This is a genomic window from Xenorhabdus sp. SGI240 (assembly GCF_040081915.1).
GTDB lineage: Bacteria > Pseudomonadota > Gammaproteobacteria > Enterobacterales > Enterobacteriaceae > Xenorhabdus > Xenorhabdus bakwenae.
In genome coordinates, this window is the sequence record NZ_JBEBMB010000036.1 from 13420 (window position 1) to 37969 (window position 24550).

The 24550-nt window shown below is 42.3% G+C and carries 21 protein-coding genes; 11 read left to right on the forward strand and 10 right to left on the reverse strand.

From position 1 onward, the window contains the following. Positions 1-81 precede the first annotated feature (81 nt). The 3 genes from ABLA76_RS09445 to mobA form a co-directional block, all read right to left on the reverse strand. On the reverse strand, positions 82-3747 hold the full coding sequence (locus ABLA76_RS09445) for an inverse autotransporter beta domain-containing protein (RefSeq protein WP_348987735.1): 3666 nt from the start codon (positions 3745-3747) through the stop codon (positions 82-84). Between the two features lie 244 nt (positions 3748-3991). Beyond that, positions 3992-4540, reverse strand: a complete 549-nt coding sequence (gene mobB / locus ABLA76_RS09450; protein WP_348987736.1) for a molybdopterin-guanine dinucleotide biosynthesis protein MobB — start codon at positions 4538-4540, stop codon at positions 3992-3994. 8 nt (positions 4541-4548) lie between these two features. Beyond that, positions 4549-5124 (reverse strand): molybdenum cofactor guanylyltransferase MobA, encoded by a 576-nt coding sequence (gene mobA / locus ABLA76_RS09455; RefSeq protein WP_348987737.1) that lies wholly within the window; start codon positions 5122-5124, stop codon positions 4549-4551. Positions 5125-5311: 187 nt separating this feature from the next. Here mobA and ABLA76_RS09460 point away from each other — a divergent pair, with 187 nt between their 5' ends. From ABLA76_RS09460 to polA, 4 genes are all read left to right on the forward strand, one after another. Next, complete coding sequence (locus ABLA76_RS09460) at positions 5312-5581, forward strand: YihD family protein (protein ID WP_047770746.1); 270 nt, start codon at positions 5312-5314, stop codon at positions 5579-5581. An 18-nt stretch (positions 5582-5599) separates the two neighbouring features. Beyond that, the gene (locus ABLA76_RS09465; RefSeq protein ID WP_348987738.1) at positions 5600-6589 is read left to right on the forward strand and encodes a serine/threonine protein kinase; all 990 of its coding nucleotides are present in this window, start codon (positions 5600-5602) and stop codon (positions 6587-6589) included. 17 nt (positions 6590-6606) lie between these two features. Next, positions 6607-7230 carry a thiol:disulfide interchange protein DsbA gene (dsbA, locus tag ABLA76_RS09470; protein WP_047770747.1) on the forward strand — a complete coding sequence of 208 codons (624 nt, stop codon included), beginning with the start codon at positions 6607-6609 and terminating at the stop codon, positions 7228-7230. A 409-nt stretch (positions 7231-7639) separates the two neighbouring features. Beyond that, entirely contained in the window at positions 7640-10432 is a 2793-nt protein-coding gene (gene polA, locus ABLA76_RS09475) for a DNA polymerase I (protein ID WP_348987739.1), read from the forward strand. A gap of 442 nt (positions 10433-10874) precedes the next feature. Here polA and yihA read toward each other — a convergent pair whose 3' ends face one another. Further along, positions 10875-11498, reverse strand: coding sequence for a ribosome biogenesis GTP-binding protein YihA/YsxC (gene yihA / locus ABLA76_RS09480; RefSeq protein WP_047770749.1), 624 nt, complete (start codon positions 11496-11498; stop codon positions 10875-10877). A gap of 595 nt (positions 11499-12093) precedes the next feature. On the opposite strand from yihA, the gene ppiA reads away from it, so the two are divergent. The 3 genes from ppiA (at position 12094) to ABLA76_RS09495 (ending at position 14856) form a co-directional block, all read left to right on the forward strand. After that, positions 12094-12660 carry a peptidylprolyl isomerase A gene (gene ppiA / locus ABLA76_RS09485; protein ID WP_348987740.1) on the forward strand — a complete coding sequence of 189 codons (567 nt, stop codon included), beginning with the start codon at positions 12094-12096 and terminating at the stop codon, positions 12658-12660. A 281-nt stretch (positions 12661-12941) separates the two neighbouring features. After that, positions 12942-13517: an aminodeoxychorismate synthase component II gene (locus ABLA76_RS09490; RefSeq protein ID WP_047770751.1), complete on the forward strand. Its 576-nt coding sequence runs from the start codon at positions 12942-12944 to the stop codon at positions 13515-13517. Positions 13518-13638: 121 nt separating this feature from the next. Next, the gene (locus ABLA76_RS09495; RefSeq protein WP_348987741.1) at positions 13639-14856 is read left to right on the forward strand and encodes an aspartate aminotransferase family protein; all 1218 of its coding nucleotides are present in this window, start codon (positions 13639-13641) and stop codon (positions 14854-14856) included. Between the two features lie 64 nt (positions 14857-14920). Here ABLA76_RS09495 and crp read toward each other — a convergent pair whose 3' ends face one another. From crp to ABLA76_RS09510, 3 genes are all read right to left on the reverse strand, one after another. Next, a complete protein-coding gene (crp, locus tag ABLA76_RS09500; protein ID WP_004240730.1) occupies positions 14921-15553 on the reverse strand; it encodes a cAMP-activated global transcriptional regulator CRP in 633 nt (210 codons plus the stop codon). A 426-nt stretch (positions 15554-15979) separates the two neighbouring features. After that, positions 15980-16849 carry a phosphoribulokinase gene (locus ABLA76_RS09505; protein ID WP_348987742.1) on the reverse strand — a complete coding sequence of 290 codons (870 nt, stop codon included), beginning with the start codon at positions 16847-16849 and terminating at the stop codon, positions 15980-15982. A 66-nt stretch (positions 16850-16915) separates the two neighbouring features. Continuing rightward, complete coding sequence (locus ABLA76_RS09510) at positions 16916-17134, reverse strand: YheU family protein (protein ID WP_348987743.1); 219 nt, start codon at positions 17132-17134, stop codon at positions 16916-16918. Between the two features lie 181 nt (positions 17135-17315). Between ABLA76_RS09510 and ABLA76_RS09515 the strand changes: the two genes are divergently transcribed. Further along, entirely contained in the window at positions 17316-17921 is a 606-nt protein-coding gene (locus tag ABLA76_RS09515) for a LysE family translocator (RefSeq protein ID WP_348987744.1), read from the forward strand. A gap of 72 nt (positions 17922-17993) precedes the next feature. On the opposite strand, the gene murQ is transcribed toward ABLA76_RS09515, so the two are convergent. Further along, positions 17994-18899 (reverse strand): N-acetylmuramic acid 6-phosphate etherase, encoded by a 906-nt coding sequence (murQ, locus tag ABLA76_RS09520; protein ID WP_348987751.1) that lies wholly within the window; start codon positions 18897-18899, stop codon positions 17994-17996. A gap of 1016 nt (positions 18900-19915) precedes the next feature. Here murQ and ABLA76_RS09525 point away from each other — a divergent pair. Continuing rightward, positions 19916-20809: a LysR family transcriptional regulator gene (locus ABLA76_RS09525; RefSeq protein ID WP_348987745.1), complete on the forward strand. Its 894-nt coding sequence runs from the start codon at positions 19916-19918 to the stop codon at positions 20807-20809. Between the two features lie 289 nt (positions 20810-21098). Here ABLA76_RS09525 and ABLA76_RS09530 read toward each other — a convergent pair whose 3' ends face one another. Next, on the reverse strand, positions 21099-23054 hold the full coding sequence (locus ABLA76_RS09530; RefSeq protein WP_348987746.1) for an ABC transporter ATP-binding protein: 1956 nt from the start codon (positions 23052-23054) through the stop codon (positions 21099-21101). Between the two features lie 249 nt (positions 23055-23303). Here ABLA76_RS09530 and ABLA76_RS09535 point away from each other — a divergent pair, with 249 nt between their 5' ends. Both ABLA76_RS09535 and slyD read left to right on the forward strand, forming a co-directional pair. Beyond that, positions 23304-23507, forward strand: coding sequence for a YheV family putative zinc ribbon protein (locus ABLA76_RS09535; protein WP_047770758.1), 204 nt, complete (start codon positions 23304-23306; stop codon positions 23505-23507). A gap of 145 nt (positions 23508-23652) precedes the next feature. Further along, the gene (gene slyD / locus ABLA76_RS09540; protein WP_348987747.1) at positions 23653-24186 is read left to right on the forward strand and encodes a peptidylprolyl isomerase; all 534 of its coding nucleotides are present in this window, start codon (positions 23653-23655) and stop codon (positions 24184-24186) included. A gap of 133 nt (positions 24187-24319) precedes the next feature. On the opposite strand, the gene ABLA76_RS09545 is transcribed toward slyD, so the two are convergent. After that, complete coding sequence (locus tag ABLA76_RS09545; protein ID WP_193852040.1) at positions 24320-24538, reverse strand: SlyX family protein; 219 nt, start codon at positions 24536-24538, stop codon at positions 24320-24322. Positions 24539-24550: the final 12 nt, after the last annotated feature.

Below are 24550 nucleotides of genomic sequence, written 5' to 3' on the forward strand. Positions count from 1 at the left end.
AGATTCTACGTATTAAAGATAGATATATTTAGCTTTTGTTGCACTAATGATATATTGCATTAGTGCAACAAACTATCAACATTACTTAACTACACAAAGTAGGTATCCTCCTCCTCCTAAACTAGCTGATGGTGTACTATGATCCCACGAGTTATAGATTAGATAGTCATTACTATCATCCTTAACAAAAAAGAATATAGTACCACTAGATGTAGAACTATTAGTGCTACTACCCGTTGGTAGCAAATTCCATAAACTAATATCTGGAAATTCTACCGCTAACACAGGGGGGACATTTTCATTATTATTACTATTGTCATTAAAAATGTCTGCTTTAAAGTTTGGTGTAACAAGGCCATTAGTTTCACATTTTTTTCCATTATTCCATTGTATATCATCGTAACTACTTGGATCTTGTGAGAAATATCTTTTAACTTTTGTCATATAAACATATAATTCTTTTATACTATTGCTTTTGTTTGTTATTGTAGCAGACAATGTTGCGTTACCTGGCTTATTAAAGGATATTTCGCCCGTGTCTGCATCAATAGAAGTTATATCTGGATTGGTTGAAGTAAAAATAACTGATTGATTGTTTGATTTGGTAATTTTCTCCCCATTTGAGTTTCTTAATGCCCCACTTAAAGAATAAAAGGCATTAACAGGCGCGTGTGCATTAGAAAAGATTATGTTTTTATTATCACTATTAACCGAGGAGTTCTGGTTATTATATAGAAATATCTCTGCTTTTTTGGGGATAGGATTAAAAGTTCTTTTATCGCTAGTTTTGCTTATTTTTTTATTGAGGGTCAATTTCACGCTAAAATCATCAATACCTACATGACTTTTTACCCTTGCAACTAAATTCCCTTGTGCATCAGTAACGTCTGAATCTTTAGATACAGTCATACCTGTTATATTGTCTGGTAAAGTCCATTCTACTGAATCAAACGTATAATTTGATACGTTACTATTTGTTTTTTTATCAGTAATTGTAGCTGTATAAATATATGTATCAGAATTATTAGCCATTAATGGTCCTGTCGAAGATATGCTGATATTTATCTCTAAATCTTTTTCATCCAGTATGAATTTAACCGGTTTAGCTAAAATAGGGGATGTCTGTTCTTCCACCGCCAGCGAAACCACCACATTATCGACATATGCTGTACTGCTCAGGGTTGCCGTGAGTGTGCCGCCCTTGCCGGTTTTATCCTCCCCATTCTTGAACGTGAATTTCAACCCCGGGTGATTATTGTCCTTATTCCACTGGACGTTGGAAATGATCCGCCCCTCGGCTACCGGATTTCCATCCTGATCTATGATATAGGCCGTATAGGTATAACTCTCTTCACCATTGGCGGTCAGCGGACTTTTCTTATCAATAGCGAGGTTTTTAACACGGTATTGTTTAGGATCAACAACAAAAGACACCGCGGTTGCCGGAAGGGGGGACTTCTTATCTTCCACTGCCAGCGAAACCACCACATTATCGACATCGGCTGTACTGCTCAGGGTTGCCGTGAGTGTGCCGCCCTTGCCAGTTTTATCCTCCCCATTCTTGAACGTGAATTTCAGTCCCGGGTTGTTATTGTCCTTATTCCATTGGACGTTGGAAATGGTCCGCCCCTCGGCTACCGGATTTCCATCCTGATCTATGATATAGGCCGTATAGGTATAACTCTCTTCACCATTGGCGGTCAGCGGACTTTTCTTATCAATAGCGAGGTTTTTAACACGGTATTGTTTAGGATCAACAACAAAAGACACCGCGGTTGCCGGAAGGGGGGACTTCTTATCTTCCACTGCCAGCGAAACCACCACATTATCGACATCGGCTGTACTGCTCAGGGTTGCCGTGAGTGTGCCGCCCTTGCCGGTTTTATCCTCCCCATTCTTGAACGTGAATTTCAGTCCCGGGTTGTTATTGTCCTTATTCCACTGGACGTTGGAAATGGTCCGCCCCTCGGCTACCGGATTTCCATCCTGATCTATGATATAGGCCGTATAGGTATAACTCTCTTCACCATTGGCGGTCAGCGGACTTTTCTTATCAATAGCGAGGTTTTTAACATGGTATTTAACCGTGCTAAATTTCACGGTACCTATTTCCTGCCGTGGAGCACCATCTAGTTGTATGTAAACTTTAACTTCGTTATGTGGCTTTTTGCTGATTAAAATATTGGGCGTTAATTTCCCCTCCTTATTTGTCAATTCTCCTTTTTCACTCGTTTGGGCAGGTTTATCATTCCATTTGAAGCTTAAGCCAGATTCATCACCTAAAGCAGGCTCCGTTGTCCAGGTCACTTTGTTAATTCTGGCATTCTTGACAAATTCTCCATCGGGCGACCCCTGATAAGTAATAATGGGGTCACTAAACGTATAGCCATTTTTTTCATTACCTGTAATATTCACTTCTCCATCGATCAAAAAAGGCAAAACTTTTATAGTGGTCTGAATAGGTTGTGTTTTTCCCTGATTATCAGTGATCAATATATCCAATTTGTAATCTATTTTATGCGTTTCCTGATAACTGGGAAGCGTAATAACAATACTCCTACCTGAATCGGAAGAGAGTTTCCCGTGATTATCTTTAAATGCTTTATCTGGTACAACCCAGCTAATATGTTTGATATTTGTATAAGAGTGGATAGGGGCATTAATGGGTATTTCTTGCTGGCCATATCCAATAATTGGTCCTAACGTGAACAGTTCGTCTTTTTCTCTTTTTTGATGAGCCATAACAATATCATTATTTCTTCCGACAAAATCGTAACGGCTGCCTGCTAATGTTCGCATCAATGCGACATTAGCCGGTGATAATTGAGTATTCAGAGGAATTCCGAATTTATAATTTAAGTTTGCCTGAAACTGGGTATCAGTGTGTCCTTCTTCGCCTTGCCGATAACCTACGCCAATAGTAACCAGCGGGATCGGAGTATACGTTAGGTCTAATTTCGCTTGGCGTGGATTTTTTTGTTTCGTATCACGGTTGAATAACGTCACGTTATCACCAAAATATTGCTCATAGGTCAGTTTTGCTCCTAAATTAGGATAAACCGACAAGAAAAATTCGCCATTAATATCATAACCCGTGGCTGGACGTTCATAATAATCCTGAAATTTTCGAGATTCTTGCCAATTACTTAAGCGATAATAAGCATTAGCTGAAAATTTAATATAATCCCCCCAAAATTCCCCACCTAGTCCTAATCTTTGATTTCCTACGGTCAGTTCATGGTCATAAAAAGTATTTAAGCCATACATCCAGTTGTTATTAAAATAGCGGCCACCTAAACCTAGATTAACCGTATTTCTACTGTTTTTATTACGATAACCTAACTGGGAAAAAAGCAACCAATCTGCTTTGTTATCATAAAGTGGCAGTAAAATATCGAGTGAACTATTCTTCAGCTTCCATTTCCTGTCTAATCCAAAGTTAACTCTCACCGCCCCAAACTGAGATAACCATTTTTGAGCTTCGGAAGATACAGTATTATTAAATTTACCCAACGCATAGGATTTTGCTTGTTCAGCAAGGTTTGAAGGTGATGATAAAACATTCCCCAATGTTTGGATATGACCAGCAATGCTATGTGATGTACCAGCTTCGATAGTTTTATGCATTTGTTCTAAATGTGTATCCGGTTTCGCTGGATTTATGTTATGCACTTCTGAAGCATTACTCATTGAGATAATCATAAATAATGCAAAAAATAAATTTATTTTTCTGATATATGAAGACATATATAAGTACCTCATGAGGATTAATATTAATTATTGGTTATTGTCTAATTTTTCATTTTCCGCAACATTTATTAATAATAGCCAATCAATAGAAATTTACATTTCTCTCCAGAGATAATGTTGGGCTTGCGTAAATCTATCTGGCATCAATATGGGCAGGGATGCCCGCGCCTGATGCGCCTAAAAAAGGGTTCGGTTTCAAAGAGCCATTTTATGCTTAGGTTACATCAGGCCGTTCATGTCATTAATAATCAGGTATTACTTCTTTTTTATTATGTAACCACTCGGCAATAAACGCTGCCACTTGTTCCGGCCGATTAATATCAAACTGTGGAAGTGGTGTTGCCAGCGTAATATCGCTGGCAATTGCTATGACATGCGGATCGAGAAGCTCATCAACGGTAGAGTTTAAGCCATCTCGATAAAGTGCGATTTTGGGGATGGGTTCATGTTTGAATCCTTCAACCAAAATCAGATCCGACAAATTGACATCAAATTGACGGGCAAGGTAGTCAAGATCCAGTTTCGGCAACTCTGGGGTTTCAGTCATCAAAGCCCAGCGTTGCTGGCTGGCAACCAATGTTTGTGCAGCCCCCGCTTTGCGTAGCTCGTAGCTGTCCTTGCCGGGCTTATCGACATCCATATTGTGGTGAGTATGCTTAATCAGCCCAACGCGGATGTGTTGCTGGCGTAACAGTGGAATAACGTGCTTCAATAGTGTCGTTTTTCCGGTTCCACTATAAGCGGTGATACCCAGAATAGGCAGTGTTGTGTTGTTGGTGCTGTGGTTCATGCCATCTCCTAAAGGCGTTCCCAATGATGGTATTCTTCAGGTGTATTTAAGTTGGTGAACGCATTGGGATTGGGAAAATAAACCGCTTTTGCCTTAATCATCTGCATAAAGAACATCAGTTTTCTGTCTCCCAAAGCCAGATAGTTTTCCAGGCGGGGGATTAGTCTGCGGTGCATTAATACCAGAGTAGGATGTGCGCATTCGCAGTCATGAGCATAAGCAGCCAAGGCGTTTTGTTTGTAGTGCCACAGTGTTGCGACCAGGTTTTCCGGGAAATTGGGGACATCGCAAGGAACAAATACCACCCACTCGTGGATGGCGCTTTTTAAAACCGCCAGCATACCTGCCAATGGCCCGGAAAAATCGGCAATGATATCCGGTATGACGGGATAGCCACTCTGATAATAAACCGCCAGATTGCGATTGGCATTAACCAACAGTTCATGAACCTGCGGCTGCAATCTTGTGGCAATGTGTTGGTAGAGTGGTGCATTGTTAAATTGCAGCAATCCTTTGTCGTTTCCTCCCATGCGGGTGGATAATCCTCCAGCCAGAATTGCGCCACTGATTTTTGGATGCGTCATGTAAAATCACCTGATATTGGGCAATGAAATATTTAATGTTTGGTATACCCTTTGTCTTTCAATTGTGAATCAATATCCCACCATGCTGCTTGAGGTGGCAGTATAACTTTACGCTGATTGACAGACCAATGCTTTCTCAAAGTCATTAACCCTGCTAATTTGTATCGTGATTTATAAGGAACTAAAAATGAAGTATCACCGCCTCAATGAAGTTATCGAACTTTTACATCCAGTATGGAAGAATGAGCCGAATTTAAATTTGCTGGCGCTTTTGCAAAAACTGGCTGATGAAGCGGGATTCACAGGGCAGTTGTCTGAATTAACGGATGATATTTTGATTTATCACCTGAAAATGCGCGGTACGGATAGCCATGCAGAAATCCCTGGGTTGAAAAAAGATTATGAAGCAGATTTTAAGACGGCATTGTTGCGTGCCCGGGGCATTATTGAAGATTGATAAAGAGAGAACTGTGTTGTGACAGAACCGAAAGCTTTTAATTTCCAAAATATTACGCCAGATTTAATCATGGATGCATTGGGGCAATCTGGCCTGTATCTTGATTCTGGTCTGACTGAACTGAACAGCTATGAAAATCGGGTGTATCAGTTCATGGATGAGAACCGCAAACGCTATGTTGTGAAATTTTATCGCCCCCTGCGCTGGAGCCAGCAGCAAATTCAGGAAGAACACGATTTTGCCCATGAATTGCAGCAGGCTGATTTGCCCGTGGCAGCCCCGTTAATGTTTGACGGGCAGACAGTGCTGAATTACGGCGGTTTCTTTTTTGCCATTTTTCCCAGTGTGGGGGGGCGTCAGTACGAGTCAGATAGTTTTGACCAATTGGAAGACGTTGGGCGATTGCTGGGAAGAGTGCATCAAATCGGGGCAAAAAAGCCATTTTCTGCTCGTCCTACCCTTAATCTGAATGAATATTTATATCAGCCGTATCAACATCTCGCTGAATGTAAACTCATTTCCGCCCGGCATAAACAGAATTTTCTGGTTGCACTCGATGAATTGAATCAGGCAGTCGCAAGCCAATGGCATGATAACTGGCAAGTATTGCGGCTGCATGGTGATTGCCATGCTGGTAATATCTTGTGGCGTGATGGAGCATGGTTTGTGGATCTTGATGATGCCCGCAATGGTCCCGCTATTCAGGATTTGTGGATGTTGCTGAGTGGCTCACGACAAGAAAGGGTGATCCAGTTGGATATCTTGCTTGAGTCATATGGTCAGTTTATGGCATTTGATCCCAAGACATTGGCATTAATAGAGCCTCTGCGTGCGATGCGAATGGTCTATTATTTAGCCTGGGTTGCTCGTCGCTGGCAAGATCCGGCTTTTCCAAAAGCGTTTCCGTGGATGGCTGATAGTGATTTTTGGCATAAGCAAGTGAGTCTTTTTTCTGAACAAGTCAGGCTGTTACAGGAACCGCCTTTACAGCTTAATCCGATGTATTAATTTTTTTGGAGACCATTATGAAGAAATTTTGGCTAGCGCTGGTGGGAGCATTTATGGCATTTAATGCTGCTGCTTCCGGTTTTTCTGAAGGCAAACAGTATACCGAGTTAAAAGATCCGGTTGCAAATCAGCCTCAGGTGGTGGAGTTTTTTTCTTTTTATTGTCCTCATTGCTATCAGTTTGAAAATACGTATCACGTTCCTGCTACGGTTGAGAAAAACTTACCAGCAGGTGTGACTCATGAACGTTATCATGTGGATTTTCTGGGACCGTTGGGCAAAGCATTGACCGATGCCTGGGCAGTCGCCATTGTCATGAAGATTGAAGATAAAGTCACTCCTATTTTGTTTGATGGCATTCAGAAAAGCCAAACCATCACTAGCAAGGACGATATCCGCAATGCCTTCATCAAAGCGGGTATATCTGGTGAAGAGTATGATGCAGCCCTGAACAGCTTTATCGTGCAGTCGGTAGCTGCTAAAGAGCGTCAGGCAGCCAAAGATTTCAACTTACGTGGTGTTCCAGCGATGTTTGTTAATGGTAAGTACCTGATCAACAATGGCGGAATTGACACTCGTTCAGCTTTGGACTACTCACAGAAATTTTCTGAGGTCGTGAACTATCTGGTAAACAAAAAATAAGTTGCAAGAAGGTAGCGTAACGAAACAAAAACGCGAGTATTAATATAAAATAATACAGGTATTGTGCCAGCCATGAGAGAGTTGGCACAATACTTGCCAAAAAACACCTTTCATAACATAAACTCCGGTAATATCCACAAGTCAGTGATTTTAAAGCGGTTGTAATATTTATTTAATATTTCGCGTAATTCATTGATTTTTACCTCCTGTTATCCTCTCTTTGCGGTGATATACATAAATCTGTTTTATATGCCATTTTTTTGTGCACAAAGTTATCCACAGAGCACTGATCAGAATATTTGTCATAAAATGCAAGTTAGTACGAGAAAATTCCCGCAAAATTCGTCTATAACGACACAGTATGGCATTCTATTCTTTATTCATCCCACAGAACGACGAAGAAAATTTTATGGCACAGATAGCAGACAATCCCCTGATTTTGGTTGATGGTTCTTCATACCTTTATCGTGCATATCATGCGTTTCCACCACTGACAAACAGTTCGGGAGAACCGACGGGTGCCATGTATGGTGTGCTGAATATGTTGCGAAGTTTGATTATGCAGTATAAACCCAGCCATGTGGCGGTTGTGTTTGATGCCAAAGGCAAAACGTTCCGTGATGAGCTATTTGCTGAATATAAATCCCATCGACCCCCAATGCCGGATGACTTGCGTTTGCAGATTGAACCGTTGCACAAAATGGTTAATGCAATGGGACTGCCTATTCTGGTTGTGCCAGGCGTTGAAGCTGACGATGTTATCGGTACGTTGGCCTTGCAGGCTGAAAAAGAGGGCCGTTCGGTGCTGATTAGCACAGGTGATAAAGATATGGCGCAATTGGTGACGCCAAATATCACGCTGATTAACACCATGACCAACACTATTTTGGGACCGGAAGAGGTTGAGGGAAAATATGGTATTCCTCCTGAGCTGATTATCGATTTTCTCGCCCTAATGGGGGATTCTTCCGATAATATTCCGGGGGTGCCGGGTGTAGGTGAGAAAACCGCGCTGGGGCTATTGCAGGGGATTGGCGGATTGGATGAGATCTATGCCCGGCTTGATGACATTGCCACACTTGGTTTCCGTGGAGCCAAAACACTGGCTGGTAAAATGGAACAGCATAAAGAGATGGCTTATCTTTCCTACCAATTGGCAACAATCAAAACCGACGTTGAGTTGGATAGGACCTGTTTAGATCTTTCTGTTATCCCACCGGATGCGGATGAGTTACTGTCTCTGTTCAGTCATTATGAATTTAAACGTTGGATCAGTGACGTACAGAATGGTAGTTGGTTGGCAGGTAATGGACAGAAACCTGTTGCAGCCGGCACTAAGTCAGAATCAGTGGCTGCTGCACCCGCCGCTGTTAAAATTTCACCGGAAAATTACCAAACCATCCTTGAGCGTCAATCCTTTGATGAGTGGATTGAAAAGCTGAAACAAGTTCCGGCATTCTCTTTTGATACGGAAACCGACAGTCTTGATACCCTGACAGCTAATCTGGTGGGAATGTCCTTTGCCATTGCCGTGGGGAAATCAGACGTTGAAGCCGCTTATCTGCCATTGGGACACGATTATCTGGATGCGCCACAGCAATTGGAGCTGCACGAAGTTCTCGCAGCATTAAAACCGCTGCTGGAGGATGCCAATCTGCCTAAAATTGGTCAAAACCTGAAATTTGATCGTGGTGTTTTAGCGCGTTATGCCATTGCTTTAAATGGCATTGTTTTCGATACCATGCTGGAATCGTATGTTTTGAACAGCGTAGCGGGGCGGCATGACATGGATAGCCTGGCTGATCGTCATCTGGGCTATAAAACCACCACATTTGAAGAAATTGCGGGCAAGGGCAAAAAGCAACTCACCTTCAATCAAATTCCATTGGAGGAAGCCGCAAAATATGCGGCGGAAGATGCGGATGTGACTCTTAGGCTACATCAGGTCATGTATCCTCAGTTAGAGAATGCGCCAACGCTGCAAAAAGTTTTCCAGAAGATCGAAATACCTCTGGTGCCGGTTTTGTCCCGTATGGAAAGAACAGGGGTGCTGATCAACGCCCAAACGTTGGCAGAACATTCAAGGGAAATCACTGCACGTCTGGATGAACTGGAAAAGTCTGCTTATGAGTTGGCAGGGGAAGAATTCAATCTGGCGTCACCAAAACAGTTACAAGTCATCTTATTTGAAAAAATGAACTTGCCTGTATTGAAAAAGACGCCAAATGGCGCACCATCAACGAATGAAGAAGTACTGGAAGAGTTGGCAGAGAGTCATAAATTGCCAAGAGTGATTCTGGAACATCGTGGCCTGGCAAAACTGAAAACCACTTACACGGATAAATTGCCTCTGATGGTGCACCCACTGACAAATCGCGTTCATACGTCTTATCATCAGGCGGTAACTGCGACGGGACGCCTCTCTTCCCGTGATCCAAACTTACAAAACATCCCTGTTCGTAATGATGAAGGGCGCCGCATCCGTCAGGCATTTGTGGCACCGGAAGGTTACCGCATTATGGCGGCGGACTATTCGCAGATTGAATTGCGCATTATGGCGCACTTGTCACAGGACAAAGGCTTGTTGGAGGCATTTGCCCAAGGCAAAGATATCCACCGCGCAACGGCTGCGGAAGTGTTTGGCGTACCATTGGAACAAGTGACCAGTGAACAGCGTCGCAGTGCTAAGGCGATTAACTTCGGCCTGATTTATGGCATGAGTGCGTTTGGCCTATCCCGCCAGTTAGGTATTCCGCGTGGTGAAGCGCAGCGCTATATGGATCTCTATTTTGAGCGTTATCCGGGAGTGCTGGCTTATATGGAACGTACACGGACGCAGGCGGCTGAGCAGGGATTTGTCGAAACGCTGGAAGGTCGCCGGTTGTACCTGCCGGATATCAAATCGCGTAATGCCATGCGTCGTAAGGCGTCAGAGCGTGAAGCCATCAATGCACCTATGCAGGGGACGGCAGCAGATATCATCAAATTGGCAATGATTGCGGTAGATAACTGGATTATCAGTGAGCAGCCAAATGTGCGCATGATCATGCAGGTTCACGATGAACTGGTATTTGAAGTGCATGAATCAGAGCTGGAGACCGCAGGGCAGAAAATCAGAGAGCTGATGGAACAAAGTATGCAGCTTGATGTGCCGTTAAATGTGGATGTTGGGATTGGTGATAATTGGGAGCAGGCACACTGATATACCTTTTTATCTTAAGAAGCAGAAAAAGAGCCGTAGAAATGCGGTTCTTTTTTTATTGAATGATTTTTATGAAAATACTGCTTGTTTAATGAACTGGAATTATCTCAATTATGCCGCGAAAAGGCATGTGACAAGAATTTCAGTTAGGTTGTAGATTAGATCTAGATCTCATAAATATGTAATTAAACTACATTAATGACGCCATAATAACCTGATTTGCTTAAATGTTAACAGCTGAATCGAGGTAATTAGTGAAAATTAATTACAAAAAAGTCTTTTTTTGATTAAAAGAATAGGTTAAAGTTATCGGCGTAGGGTACAGAGGTAAGATGTTCTATCTTTCAGACCTTTTACTTCACGTAATCGGATTTAGCTGAATATTAGCTGCCCCAGTCATTTCTTTTGACTGGGGCGTTTTTTTATGGGGCAGAGGCGGATGTTATTCCATCTCAATGGCTGGCTGATTGAACCACTGGTTAAGTTTTTGCTCTAGTTTATCAATGCCGATTTTTTTCAGGGCGGAGAAGTATTCGATCTGAATATCACCTTCCAGAGAGGCTAATTCCTGACGAACTTTTGCCAGTTGGCTTTTACGGGCACCGGATGCCAGTTTATCAGCTTTAGTCAGCAATACCATGACAGGGACTTGCATCACGACCGCCCATTCGATCATTTGCCTATCCAGATCTTTCAGTGGATGGCGGATATCCATCAAAACCACCAATCCCTGAAGGTATTCACGCTTCTGGAGGTATTCCCCCAACGCTTTCTGCCACTTACGTTTCATCTCTTCTGGTACTTCGGCGTAGCCATAGCCCGGCAAGTCTACCAGACGGACTCCTTCTTCTACTTCGAACAAGTTAATTAATTGGGTACGGCCAGGGGTTTTACTGGTACGCGCAAGGCTCTTTTGGCGGGTCAGTGCATTCAGGGCGCTGGATTTACCCGCATTTGACCTACCGGCAAACGCGACCTCAATACCCACATCTTGAGGCAGGTGGCGAATGTCAGGTGCACTCGTAATAAAGTGAGTCATATGATAGTTGTAGTTCTTGATGGTCAAAATGGTTATCTCCCTGAGGAATACACAAAAATAGCGCGATGATTATACCGAGGGGAGTTGCTTGTGGACAGGAGTAACTTGAGGAATCCGTAATAGGTTCTTTTTGTGAACAATTCGCCAAATCAACACTTTTTCGGGATTCAAACTTTCCTTATATACTCGATAAACTTCAAGTTGCAATCCGCAAGACGACGTGAGGCCTTATATTTCCCCGCTGCGCGGGGAAATATAACACGCATCTTAAAGTTGGATTGGTATAGATCATGTTGGTGACTATTCTGGAAAAAATATCCGAAGGCACAGTGTAAGAAACTGAGCTTACAGATTTTGAATTACTCTGATCATGCTGTCGAGTGTATATCAATCTTCAATTTCTATGTTTTAGCATGGAAAGCATATCAATATGGGGTTATTCACAAAATAGACTTTGCTGAACTATGCGAATATAAAAGTTATCGGTAGATTTTCCCTCTATTCATCTAAGATACTCGTAAATGTAGGTAAATCTTTGGAACTTCACGCTATAGGGAATTACACTTAAGGCGTTTTGTTGTTATGAGTTTTATTGTTGATTTCAAAAATAAAGGAACCATTAATGTTTAAACGTATTTTTGTGTCGCTTATGGCTGCATGTGCTATCAGTGCGATAGCTGTCCCAGCATTAGCCGCTGAAACTCACGTGAAGCTGGTCACATCGGCTGGAGAAATCGAACTTGAGTTAGATAGCAATAAGGCTCCAATGACTACCAAGAATTTCGTTGAGTATGTCAATGAGGGATTTTATAACAACACCATCTTTCATCGTGTTATCCCGGGCTTTATGATCCAGGGCGGCGGCTTTACAAAGGATATGAAGCAAAAAGCTACCCGGGAGCCAATTAAAAATGAAGCAGATAACGGCCTGAGGAATCTGCGGGGTACTATTGCTATGGCACGTACCGCAGATAAGGATAGCGCAACCAGCCAGTTTTTTATTAATGTGACTGATAATGCTTTCCTTGACCACGGGCAGCGTGACTTCGGTTATGCAGTCTTTGGTAAAGTGGTTAAGGGCATGGATGTGGTTGATAAAATTTCTCAGGTCAAAACAGAAAACGTTGGTCCTTACCAAAATGTACCGGCAAAACCTATTGTGATCTTGTCTGCCAAGGTTGAACCTTAACAGCCCGAAGACCGACATAATACGGTATTCGGATAATCATTACTGGTTGTTTGAGTACCGTTTGCATTCCCCTTCTCTCCGCCATTTCTACGTTGTTACATCATGCTGCATTATGGTAATGCGGTCTCCGTACCACTATTTTAAAAGTGCTTCTGTGGTATGATTAGCCCCCCATTGCTGTTAATACTGCTTTACCTGATTTTACTGTTATACAGAATGCATAATACCCCTATGGGGTAGGGTAACTTATAAGACTATAATAATCAGTAGGATATACTCCTATGTTACTAATAATAGATAACTACGATTCTTTTACATTCAATTTATATCAATATTTTTGTGAGTTAGGGACAGAGGTTTTAGTTAAGCGTAATGATGAGATTCAGCTTGAAGATATCGAAGATTTGGCTCCCACTCATTTAGTCATTTCTCCGGGGCCTTGCACACCAAATGAAGCAGGGATCTCGTTGGAAGCGATTTCACATTTTGCAGGGAAATTGCCCATCCTCGGTGTGTGCCTGGGACATCAGGCAATAGGTCAGGCTTTTGGGGCGAGCGTTGTTAAAGCTCGTGAAGTGATGCATGGAAAAACCAGTCTGATCCATCATAGCCAGCAAGGGGTATTTAAAGGATTAGATCGTCCATTGACGGTCACGCGTTATCACTCTCTGGTCGTTGCCGCAGAAACGCTTCCTGCTTCATTTGAAGTGACGGCCTGGAGTCAGCGCAATGGCGACGTAGATGAAATCATGGGAATACGTCATCGTACTTTGCCATTGGAAGGCGTGCAATTTCATCCAGAAAGCATTCTGAGTGAGCAGGGACATGAATTGTTGAATAATTTCCTCAAATATTAGTCAGTTACCTCCATATTCCCTCATTCAGTGTTTTTTTATTTGCTCTTAAGTGATTTTTTATTCATATTTTATGATTATTATTTCATTTTTAAATGGTAAAGATAAAAATAAGGTGGGGGAAATGTCAGAAAATAAGGCAACAAAACGAAATACCTATGATCACGTGATGTTGCCCATTTATGCACCGGCGAATTTTATTCCTGTCAGAGGGCAAGGAAGTCGAGTATGGGATCAACAGGGTAAAGAATATATTGATTTTGCCGGAGGGATCGCGGTTCTGGCTTTGGGGCACTGTCATCCGGCTTTGGTGAACGTCCTGAAGCAGCAAGGTGAAAAATTGTGGCATGTCAGCAATATTTTTACCAATGAGCCAGCCTTAGCTTTAGCACAGAAATTGATTGATGCGACCTTTGCCCAGAAAGTCTTTTTCGCTAATTCGGGAGCGGAAGCTAATGAAGCGGCATTTAAATTGGCACGTCGTTATGCGATTACTCGTCATCATCCGAATAAAACTAAAATTATTGCTTTCCATCAGGCATTTCATGGACGCACCTTTTTCACTGTTTCGGTAGGAGGGCAGCCGAAATATGCCGATGGGTTCGGACCTAAACCTGCTGATATTGTTCACGTACCTTTTAACGATTTGGATGCCGTCAGGGCAGAAATCAATGATCACACTTGCGCTGTTGTTTTGGAGCCAATTCAAGGAGAAGGGGGAGTGACTCCTGCGACGATGAAGTTTCTGCATGGAGTGCGGGAATTGTGTGATAAACATCAGGTCTTGTTGGTCTTTGATGAAGTCCAGAGTGGAATAGGGCGCACGGGTAAATTATATGCTTACCAGCATTATGGCGTACAGCCGGATATCCTGACGACAGCAAAAGCGCTGGGGGGCGGTTTTCCCATCAGTGCAATGTTAACGACAGATACAATAGCGGCAGCAATGGAAACGGGTGCGCATGGAACGACTTATGGTGGAAACCCGCTAGCGTGTAGTATCGGTTGTGTCGTATTGGATATCATCAATACGCCAGAAGTGATGATGGGCGTGGAAAAACGGCACGATAGGCTCATTCATGCTCTGGAAAAACTGAACCAAAAATATGGTATTTTCCATGAAGTTCGTGGAAAAGGCTTGCTTATTGGCGCCGTATTGAAAGCTGAATATCAGGGCAAGGCCAGAGAGATAATACAGCAAGCGGCGGAATCGGGATTGATGTTATTAAGTGCAGGAGACAGCATCTTGCGCTTTACACCATCATTGATCATTCCTGAGGACGAAATTACAGACGGCATGATGCGGCTGGAAATGGCGATATTCCGCTGGTTAAACAAATAAAAGTAAAAAAGAAGCCAGTGCGAAGTAACGGATTGCACTGGCTGAGTTTCTGGTTTATCGGGAATTAACGTGTCCCGTAAACGACGATGGTTTTGCCATGTGCAGAGATCAGGTTTTGATCTTCCAGCATTTTCAGGATACGGCCAACCGTTTCGCGGGAGCAACCCACAATCTGCCCAATTTCCTGACGTGTGATTTTGATTTGCATACCATCAGGGTGAGTCATTGCATCAGGCTGTTTGGCCAAATTGAGCAACGTCTGGGCGATACGGCCTGTAACGTCCAGAAAGGCCAAGTTACCTACTTTTTCGGAAGTGGTTTGTAGGCGACTTGCCATCTGGGCAGATAAACGCATCAGAATATCAGGATTGACCTGAATTAACTGGCGAAATTTCTTATAGGAAATTTCAGCCACTTCACAGGCACTTTTGGCTCGCACCCATGCAGTACGTTCTTGCCCCTCTTCAAACAATCCAAGTTCACCAATGAAATCTCCCTGATTTAAATAAGAGAGAATCATCTCCTTACCTTCTTCATCTTTTATTAGAACAGCAACTGAACCTTTAACAATATAGTAAAGCGTTTCTGCTTTCTCGCCTTGATGAATAAGCGTGCTCTTGGATGGATATTTGTGAATATGGCAGTGTGACAAAAACCATTCAAGAGTTGGGTCTGTTTGTGGCTTGCCGAGAACCATTCGCTTTATCCTCTGTTGTTATTTCTGCCTTTATGATGTGAGAAACTGTCGTTCCTCTTCAGGCTGGCTTTATAAAGTCAATAGGTTAACATATTAACCTGCTGAAAAGCTGACAAGCGGGGAATTTTATATTGATTATAAAGATGTCAAAATTTGGGCATATTGATCTTAACCCATATACCTTGCCAGTCCCTACTTGTAACCTTGTTTGTAACACAGGAAAGCGTTTCTGTCTTCTCCTGTATCGCTTCAGCCTATTAAACTGACTGCCAGATTACCAGAAATCAGGTAGAAGAGTTGGTTTTATTGATTTTACATTTATAAAAGGGAAAAAATTATGTCACAAAAAATGGCCTATTTATTTTAATAAAACAGGTAACATTATTTTTTGTTACCTGCCTTATTAAAAATTAAATGGGGATTAAATTACGAGATTTTTTTGCCTTCCAGTAATTGTTTAACAAGCGGTGCCATAATTAATTCCATTGCCAGTCCCATTTTTCCACCCGGAACGACAATAGTATTTAGGCTGGAAATAAATGAACCCTGAAGTATAGCGAGTAAATAAGGAAAATCAATTTGAGTGAGACCACGGAAGCGGATCACGATAAAACTTTCGTCCAGCGAGGGAATCGCTTTGGCAGAGAAGGGGTTAGAGGTATCAACGGTAGGGACACGTTGGAAATTGATGTGGGTACGTGAAAACTGAGGAGTGATGTAGCGGATATAGTCATCCATTGAGCGGACAACGGAATCCATGACAGCTTCTCTGGAATGCCCACGCTCACCGGTATCACGGATGAGTTTTTGTATCCATTCTAAGTTGACGATAGGCACAACGCCAATCAACAGATCAACATGACTGGCGACATTGTGTTGTGGCGTGACAACACCACCGTGCAGTCCTTCATAAAATAGGACGTCTGTATTTGATGGCAGAGGTTCCCACGGTGTGAAAGTACCTGGTAATTGGTTATAGGGGACGGCTTCATCATAGGTATGGAGATATTTTCGGCAGCGGCCATTGCCCGTTTCTCCGTACTCAAGGAATGTCTTTTCCAACGTACCGAAATCGTTAGCTTTTGGCCCAAAGTAGCTGATATGTCTGCCTTGTTCTCTTGCTTTCCGTATCTCGGCATCCATTTCAGGACGAGTATAACGATGGAAACTATCCCCTTCTATCAGTGCGGCTGTTACGTCAAATTGTTGGAAAATCTTGCGAAAAGCGACACTGGTCGTGGTTGTTCCTGCGCCACTGGAACCAGTGATTGCGATAATGGGGTGTTTGGCAGACATGAACAGACTCCTTAATCAATAAAATTGGCGAATCAGTCAATTAGAATGAATAAAACAAACCGAGCTTTACGGGCGGAACATCGCTTTAGACAAGATATTAACGGTTCCATGTAGTTCAGACCATACCAGCAGAACTTCACCTCGCTCAAGTTGACGTTTGACATCTTGCACTTTTTGTTCGAGCGTTTTTTCCTGTTCGCCGTAATCAGTACCTTCCCGCAAGACAAAGCTTTCAATTAAGTTGTGGAGTGTATCGGCTTCCAATTGTTGCCACGGGATAATCATTGTGATTGCTCCTGAAAATACGGTAATTCATCATTGGGTAAACTTAGTCAGTGTCAATGGAGTTGTAGGCCGGGATTCATAATGAATTGATTTCATGATTAGTTATCTTGTATGTGAAATAACATACTGTTATTTTCTTGAAAAGAAATGTCAACCACCTGGGTGGGAGGGGAATCTACCCATGACTTTAAGCCTGATATTCTCGCTTAGTATATTTATGTTTATTTCCGCTGTCACACCGGGTCCAAATAATTTGTTACTGACATCATCGGGAGCTAATTTTGGAATTCGCCGTTCTATCCCGCTTTGTCTGGGCATTATTTTGGGGATGCAGACAATTTTGCTGCTGTCTGCGTTTGGTGTTGCTGCGTTACTGCTGATTTATCCTGCGTTACATACGGGCCTGAAAATACTCGGATGCCTGTATTTATTCTGGCTAGCCTGGAAGACAGCTACTTCGCATTATAAGCGGCTGGACACCACAACGTCGGCAGGAGAACCTATCAAAATTTATCAGGGTTGGTTATTGCAGTTCTTAAATCCAAAAACCTGGTTGATGGGATTGGGCGCAATCAGTAGTTACAGTCTGGCTGGAGAGCTGTATAACTATTCCATTTTTGTTATCAGCATCGTGATGTTAATCGTCAATACTCTTGCTGGTGCAATCTGGCTGGTTCTCGGCTCACTGATTGGTCAGTTACTGAGAAGCCGTCGCGCGTGGTTTACCTTCAATGTCGCAATGGGTGTTCTGACTGCTGCTTGTGTGCCGTTAATCTGGTTTGGTTAAGTCAATATTTTTGCACCTGAAAAATAGCGTTAGTGAAGTCCATTCCGTCAATGGCGTTGAGTATTTTAATGATTATCGGTCTATTGAGATAGCTGGCCGGATAAGCCCTTGGTGTTCTGCCAGTAACGCTTTGGCTTGTTCGGCGCTGACACCCGATAAAATCATGACGATTGCGGTCTTGCAATGACCACCACAGGCGTTTAAGGCATGTTCTGCCATTTCTCTACTGCACTCCGTGGCGGCCATGACAATATTTTTCTGGCGTTCGATTAATTTGGCATTGGTGGCTTCTACGTCAACCATCAAATTACCATATACCTTGCCAATACGGATCATGGCACCTGTCGTGATCATATTCAGTATCAATTTTTGTGCCGTGCCTGCCTTCATGCGGGATGAACCCGTTATCACTTCTGGCCCTACGACGGGCGTGATGGCAATATCAGCTAATTGCACCATTGAGCTGTTTGGATTGCAGCTGATACAGGCGACAGTAGCACCAACTGATTTGGCATATTCCATGGCACCTAATACATAGGGGGTTCGGCCACTGGCTGCGATCCCTACCAGAACATCTCTTTGATTAACGTGTAATGCCTGAAGATCTTTTGTACCTAATTGCCGATTATCTTCCGCATTTTCGACAGCTTGCAAAATGGCTTGATGCCCTCCGGCAATTAAGCCGATTACCTGTTCTGGTTTTGTACCATAAGTGGGTGGACATTCGCTGGCATCTAGGATACCTAAGCGCCCAGATGTGCCGGCTCCACTATAGATTAAGCGCCCACCCTGACGAAATGCTTCGGCAACTTTATCAACGACACGGGCAATTTGAGGCAGTGTTTTTTCAACGGCAATAGCCACTTTTTTATCTTCATCGTTGATAACACGGAGCATATCGAGAGTTGAGAGTTGATCAATGTGGGTACTGGCGGGGTTACAACTCTCTGTTATCATATTGCTCAAGTCGATTTTCATCATTTATCTGTCATATTTTATTGAAATTAAGAAGTGAATTATGTACGTCAGATTAGCTTACTGAGCGTTTAATAGAAAATATACACCAAAATAGATTAAAAACACGATTTCCCGCTTTTTATTTTATATCAATCCAACTTCAAGGTACGTGTTATATTCCCCCGCGCAGCGGGGAAATATAAGGCCTCGCGTCGTCTTGCGGATTGCAACTTGAAGTTTATCGAGTATATATTGGAAAAATTGTCGATACGATGTTTGAAGGTGGTTTCTTAGATGACTAAAAATAAACACGTTTTATCCATAAAATGAAAATTCAATACAGAGTATTCCGATATAAAAAAAGATTAAAAAATCGTTAAGAATAAGTATGCATTATCACTATCAAGCCTGTCATTGCCGTATTGCTATTTTTTAATGTCACATTTTCTTATTAACACGTAATAAGAGTAAATATTAAAATGACCATAAAAGTAAAATATGGATGAGCGATTAATAATATAATGGATGTAAATTATCTGCTGTTTGTTACATTATACGGGTAAGCTAGGTGTATATGCTTTTCTTTATGTTCTTCAATTAAATTATTCACACAATAGTTTCACAATATGATATTTTAACTTTCAATGATCTCTAGCATTTGATTTGGCAGATTATCAATAAAGAAAAGTATCCATTGTGGATCTGTTTATAGGCTATATCTCGATTGTTTTTAACCTTAATAAATATTAATGACGCTGTAGTTTAAAAAATGAAATGGAGTGATAAATAATATGACTAACAAGGAGGATATCCACATTGCCAGAATAATTAGTTACTGTTGAAATTATTTTTTAATGAAATTAAAACATAATTATAATAAATATTTTGCGAATTGCCCTCTTATTAACTAACATTTTATTAGTTAACATTTTGACCATTTTACCTGATAAAACCTTTGGCAAAACACTAAGTTAAAATGCTATCACCATGAATCTGTAATGTTTTGTAGTTATTCAACAATCATTGGGCTAAAGAACATGGATATACGCAATCTTGAAGCTTTTATCGTTTTGGCTGAAACGCTTAATTATCATAAGGCTTCTGAGAGGCTTTATCTTTCTCAGCCAGCCTTGACGAAGAGAATTCACGGGTTGGAAAATATTCTTGGTGCATCACTATTTATAAGGGGACCAAATGGAACAAGGTTGACAGATTTTGGGCAGAAGACGTTGGAAAATACCCGGAAGTTTTTATCTCACTATGAACGCTTCAAAAGTCAGGTTCATGTCGATTCAAAAGAGGATATGGTCAGGCACTTATACGTCGGCTCTTGTTTTCCTATCCACAATTATTCTCAAATAGAGCGACAGTTCGTGGAAAAAAAAGGGAGCGTTGTGCTGTCATTGGTGACTGGACTGTCAGTTGAGCAGCAGATAAATTTATTGAATGCAAGGATGTTACATGTTGCAGTGATGCCGCTATCATCTATTAGCGCTCCGTTAGAGCCAAAAAAGGTGTTTACGGAAAGGTTGATCTATATCTTTAAGAAAGGAAGTCATCTGGTATCTAAATGCAGAATAGCCTTACGTAAGTTTGGCAACGGAGTTACTCCGAAAAATTCACCAGAAAAAAAAGAGGAGGTTGAGTTAACGGATTGCCTCAATGTTTTTCCTATTTATACTGGTGACAATATGCATTTGCTATTAAAAACAAATGATATCATGTTGATAGTAGAGATGATTACAAAAAATAATGCCTATACCTGTGTGCCTAAACGGATTATTAGTTCTATCCCTGAGTATTATATGAATTTTTTAGAAATTGTTGAAACGGATAAAAAAATTGATCTTGGGGTGGTATGGGCAAAATACATAGATGAGCCTTTGATTGAAGATGCTGAAAACTTTTCTGCCTTAGTTGCTAATGTATGAGTCAGTCATTATTCCTTGTTTTATACGGAATATTGTCATTTTGTCTCTCATGATAATCAAGCTTGAGGTGTGATTTTTAAAAGGTTTCTCAGTCAATGAGCAAAAAATGAAAATCTGAAACATTTTTCAATTATAAATGATCTCCTGCATAATTGATGAATTATTATTTTTTACGACGAATATTCTGGCTGTTTGCAAGCAATTTTATATTTTTTCTTTGTAAATAGGGAATAATCGGGTGTTGAATGACAATACCCGATTATATACTTACAGGTTTATACCTGAAAAATTAACTGACTCCTTGACTCGCATCAAATTCTGTTGTCATTTGTTCGAGCTGTTCCTGAATATCCAACCATTCCATTTCAGTATCTTCCAGTTTGGATTTTGTTTGCGTCTGCTGATGCAGGCATTCAGTCAGTTCAGTTTTACGATCATGGTCGTAAAGCGTATTGTCTGACAGCTTCTCTTCTAATTCTGTCAATGCCGTACCCAGTTTTTCCATCTGTTTTTCAAGGGTTGTAAGCTGTTTACGCAATGGCTGCGTTTGGTTACGGAATTCAGCTTCACGCCGTTTTTGATCTTTACGCTCTTGAGCACTGTAATTTTGAGTGCTATTTGTTGAAGATTCGCTCTCTGATTTTTCTTTTTCCTGGCTATCCCGCATTTGCTGGCGTTGCAGTTCAGTGAGCCATTGCTGATAATCGTCTAAATCACCTTTAAAAAGTTCTACTTTGCCATCATGTACCAGATAAAGTTCGTCTGTTGTAGAACGCAGTAAGTGCCTGTCATGCGATACGACGACCAGAGCACCTTCGAAATCAATCAGTGCTTCAGTCAATGCTTGTCTCATGTCGAGATCAAGGTGGTTGGTCGGTTCGTCAAGCAGAAGGAGGTTTGGACGTTGCCAGACAATCAGAGCCAGTACCAAACGCGCTTTTTCACCACCGGAAAAACGTCCGCTTGGGTCGGTCACTTGATCGCCTTTGAAGCCAAATCCTCCCAGATAATCTCGAAGCTGTTGCTCTGTCTCTCTGGGAGCGATTCGGGCTAAATGTTGTAATGGAGATTCATCTGCCCGTAGGTATTCCAATTGGTGCTGTGTGAAGTAACCCAGTTTAATGCCTTTCGATAAGGCAATTTCTCCTTGCTGAGGTGCAAGCTCTCCTGCCAGCAACTTGATCAACGTGGATTTACCCGCACCATTGCGACCTAGCAGGCCGATTCGTGAACCTGGCACCAGATTTAATTTGATCGAGTTCAATACCGTTTTTTCGCCATAGCCAGCACTAACTTTATCCATATTTAAGAGTGGATTTGGCAGGTTTTCCGGCTGGCGGAAACTGAAATGGAAAGGGTTATCGACATGAGCGGGCGCGATAAGCTCCATGCGTTCCAGCATTTTGATGCGACTTTGTGCCTGTTTTGCTTTAGAGGCTTTGGCGCGGAAGCGGTCAATATAACTCTGCAAATGGGCCACTTTTTCCTGTTGGCTTTGGTATAACGCCTGTTGCTGGGCAAGTTTGGCCGCGCGTTGCCGTTCGAAGGAAGAGTAGTTACCGGTATATTCGTATAGATCTTGCTGTTCAATGTGCAGAATTTTATCGATGATTGGATCGAGAAAATCGCGATCGTGGGAAATTAGGATCAAGGTGCCGGTATAACTCTTCAACCATTTTTCCAGCCAGATAACGGCATCCAGATCAAGATGGTTGGTCGGTTCATCGAGTAATAGCAAATCAGAGCGGCAGATCAGCGCTTGTGCCAGGTTGAGGCGCATACGCCAGCCCCCAGAGAATGAACGTACCGGTTGTTCTAGCTGAACCTGGGAAAAACCTAATCCGTGCAGCAGGCTAGCGGCTCGGGCGCGGATTGTCCATGCCTGAATAGTATCAAGCAAACCATGAAGGTGGGCGATGGCGTGACCGTCATTTTGTTCATTGGCTATTTTGAGTTTTTGCTCCAGTTGCCGGAATTCACGGTCACCATCGATGACATATTCCAGCGCTGATGTTTCCAGGGCTGGCGTTTCCTGATTAACCCAAGCCAGTGCCCAGTTGTTGGGGAAGGTGACAGAGCCATTTTCAGCTTGAAGTTCATCTTTCAGTAATGCCAGCAGGGTAGATTTACCGCAGCCATTTTTGCCAACTAATCCGACTTTTTGTCCAGGATTGATCGTTGCGTTGGCGTTATCCAGCAGGATGCGAATGCCACGACGGATTTGCAGTGAAGAGAAAACAATCATAGATGTCGTCTATATATAATGTGTTAAGTTAATTAATAGTTAGATTTATATATCCTTCATCTTTCAAGTTGCCGCTTTGTTGACTGCGTTCCTCATACCAATCGTATATCGATATGCATAGTGATCGTTGATACGTATAGTGATCGATGGGCCGCAATTTGAAATCTATTGGGTATATGTATTGAGTTTTAAGTACCTGGTGTGCATGGTAGCGGAAAATAGATGTTCTGACACGTCTTAGGGGGAATTATGTCAATTAGTCGTAAGCGTTTTATTGCAGGAGCAGTTTGCCCAAAATGCCAATCACAGGATACGCTGGCAATGTGGCAGGAAAATAAGGTTGATGTTGTTGAGTGTGTCCGTTGTGGCCATATACAGAGGCAGACGGAGGACGCTGTCACATCTCATATCAGAGACCAGGAACAGGTCATTGGGATCTTTACACCACAGTAACTTAATACATGTACAATGAATTGTGGATAAATTTTGCCATTGCCTAGGTACAGTAACGTAGAATTCCGTTACAATTGGCAGCATTTTTTTGAGCAGTAAAAATTTTCCCTCACGGATTTTTTCCCTCGGGTATGTAGGAGTTGTCATGAAAGTAGCAAAAGACTTGGTGGTCAGCCTGGCTTATCAAGTAAGAACAGAAGATGGTGTTTTAGTTGATGAGTCCTCGGTGAGTGCACCGTTAGACTATCTGCATGGCCGTGGTTCTCTGATCAGCGGATTAGAGAAAGCAGTGGAAGGCCGTGAGGTGGGTGAACATTTTGATGTTAGCGTAGAAGCAGAAGATGCATACGGTCAGTATGATGACAACCTGGTTCAGCGTGCACCAAAAGATGTGTTTGTTGGCGTTGATGATCTCCAGGTTGGTATGCGTTTCCTGGCTGACACCGATCAGGGACCTATTCCAGTAGAAATCACTGCGATAGAAGGTGATGAAGTGGTTGTTGATGCAAACCACATGTTGGCTGGCCAGAATCTGAAATTCAATGTTGAAATTGTTGCGATCCGTGAGGCGACCGAAGAAGAATTGGCTCATGGCCATGTACATGGTCAGGGTGGCTGTGATGATCACCATGATCACGATCACGGTGATCACGGATGCTGCGGCGGTAGCTGCCATTGAGATTAATCGGGGCTAACTGAAAATCGTTAGTCACCTGAAATATCAGTAAGCAGAAAAAGAGAAGCGGGTTTTAAGCTTCTCTTTCTTTATTTTGCGTCTAGCCTTCCTTGGCGGGTCGCTTCCCTGATGAATATCAGTAATGGGGGGGCGGTGTTTCTTCAGAAAGCGGTGCAATGATGGATGCCTGGTGAGTTTTCAGACGTTCAGCGATTAATTTTAGTTGTTCTTTCAATCTGTCTGTTTCGAGCTGTTGCTTTATCACTTCCTGATTCAATGCTTCAATGGTGGCTTCTTGGTAAGCCAGCTTGGTTTCTAGTTGTTCAAATCTTCGCTCAAATTCAGATAATTCCATTATCTTTCCTCC

Bases quoted from the DNA above. Each gene is read 5' to 3' on its own strand.
- mobA (WP_348987737.1), bottom strand. From the start codon at position 5,124: ATGACGCATCCAAAAATCAGTGGCGCAATTCTGGCTGGAGGATTATCC.
- ABLA76_RS09495 (WP_348987741.1), top strand. From the start codon at position 13,639: ATGTCAGAAAATAAGGCAACAAAACGAAATACCTATGATCACGTGATG.
- ABLA76_RS09545 (WP_193852040.1), bottom strand. From the start codon at position 24,538: ATGGAATTATCTGAATTTGAGCGAAGATTTGAACAACTAGAAACCAAG.
- ABLA76_RS09530 (WP_348987746.1), bottom strand. From the start codon at position 23,054: ATGATTGTTTTCTCTTCACTGCAAATCCGTCGTGGCATTCGCATCCTG.
- ABLA76_RS09505 (WP_348987742.1), bottom strand. From the start codon at position 16,849: ATGTCTGCCAAACACCCCATTATCGCAATCACTGGTTCCAGTGGCGCA.
- ABLA76_RS09535 (WP_047770758.1), top strand. From the start codon at position 23,304: ATGTCAATTAGTCGTAAGCGTTTTATTGCAGGAGCAGTTTGCCCAAAA.
- murQ (WP_348987751.1), bottom strand. From the start codon at position 18,899: ATGAAAATCGACTTGAGCAATATGATAACAGAGAGTTGTAACCCCGCC.
- polA (WP_348987739.1), top strand. From the start codon at position 7,640: ATGGCACAGATAGCAGACAATCCCCTGATTTTGGTTGATGGTTCTTCA.
- ABLA76_RS09490 (WP_047770751.1), top strand. From the start codon at position 12,942: ATGTTACTAATAATAGATAACTACGATTCTTTTACATTCAATTTATAT.
- dsbA (WP_047770747.1), top strand. From the start codon at position 6,607: ATGAAGAAATTTTGGCTAGCGCTGGTGGGAGCATTTATGGCATTTAAT.
- mobB (WP_348987736.1), bottom strand. From the start codon at position 4,540: ATGAACCACAGCACCAACAACACAACACTGCCTATTCTGGGTATCACC.
- ABLA76_RS09510 (WP_348987743.1), bottom strand. From the start codon at position 17,134: ATGATTATCCCGTGGCAACAATTGGAAGCCGATACACTCCACAACTTA.
- crp (WP_004240730.1), bottom strand. From the start codon at position 15,553: ATGGTTCTCGGCAAGCCACAAACAGACCCAACTCTTGAATGGTTTTTG.
- ABLA76_RS09445 (WP_348987735.1), bottom strand. From the start codon at position 3,747: ATGTCTTCATATATCAGAAAAATAAATTTATTTTTTGCATTATTTATG.
- ABLA76_RS09460 (WP_047770746.1), top strand. From the start codon at position 5,312: ATGAAGTATCACCGCCTCAATGAAGTTATCGAACTTTTACATCCAGTA.
- ABLA76_RS09515 (WP_348987744.1), top strand. From the start codon at position 17,316: ATGACTTTAAGCCTGATATTCTCGCTTAGTATATTTATGTTTATTTCC.
- slyD (WP_348987747.1), top strand. From the start codon at position 23,653: ATGAAAGTAGCAAAAGACTTGGTGGTCAGCCTGGCTTATCAAGTAAGA.
- ABLA76_RS09525 (WP_348987745.1), top strand. From the start codon at position 19,916: ATGGATATACGCAATCTTGAAGCTTTTATCGTTTTGGCTGAAACGCTT.
- ppiA (WP_348987740.1), top strand. From the start codon at position 12,094: ATGTTTAAACGTATTTTTGTGTCGCTTATGGCTGCATGTGCTATCAGT.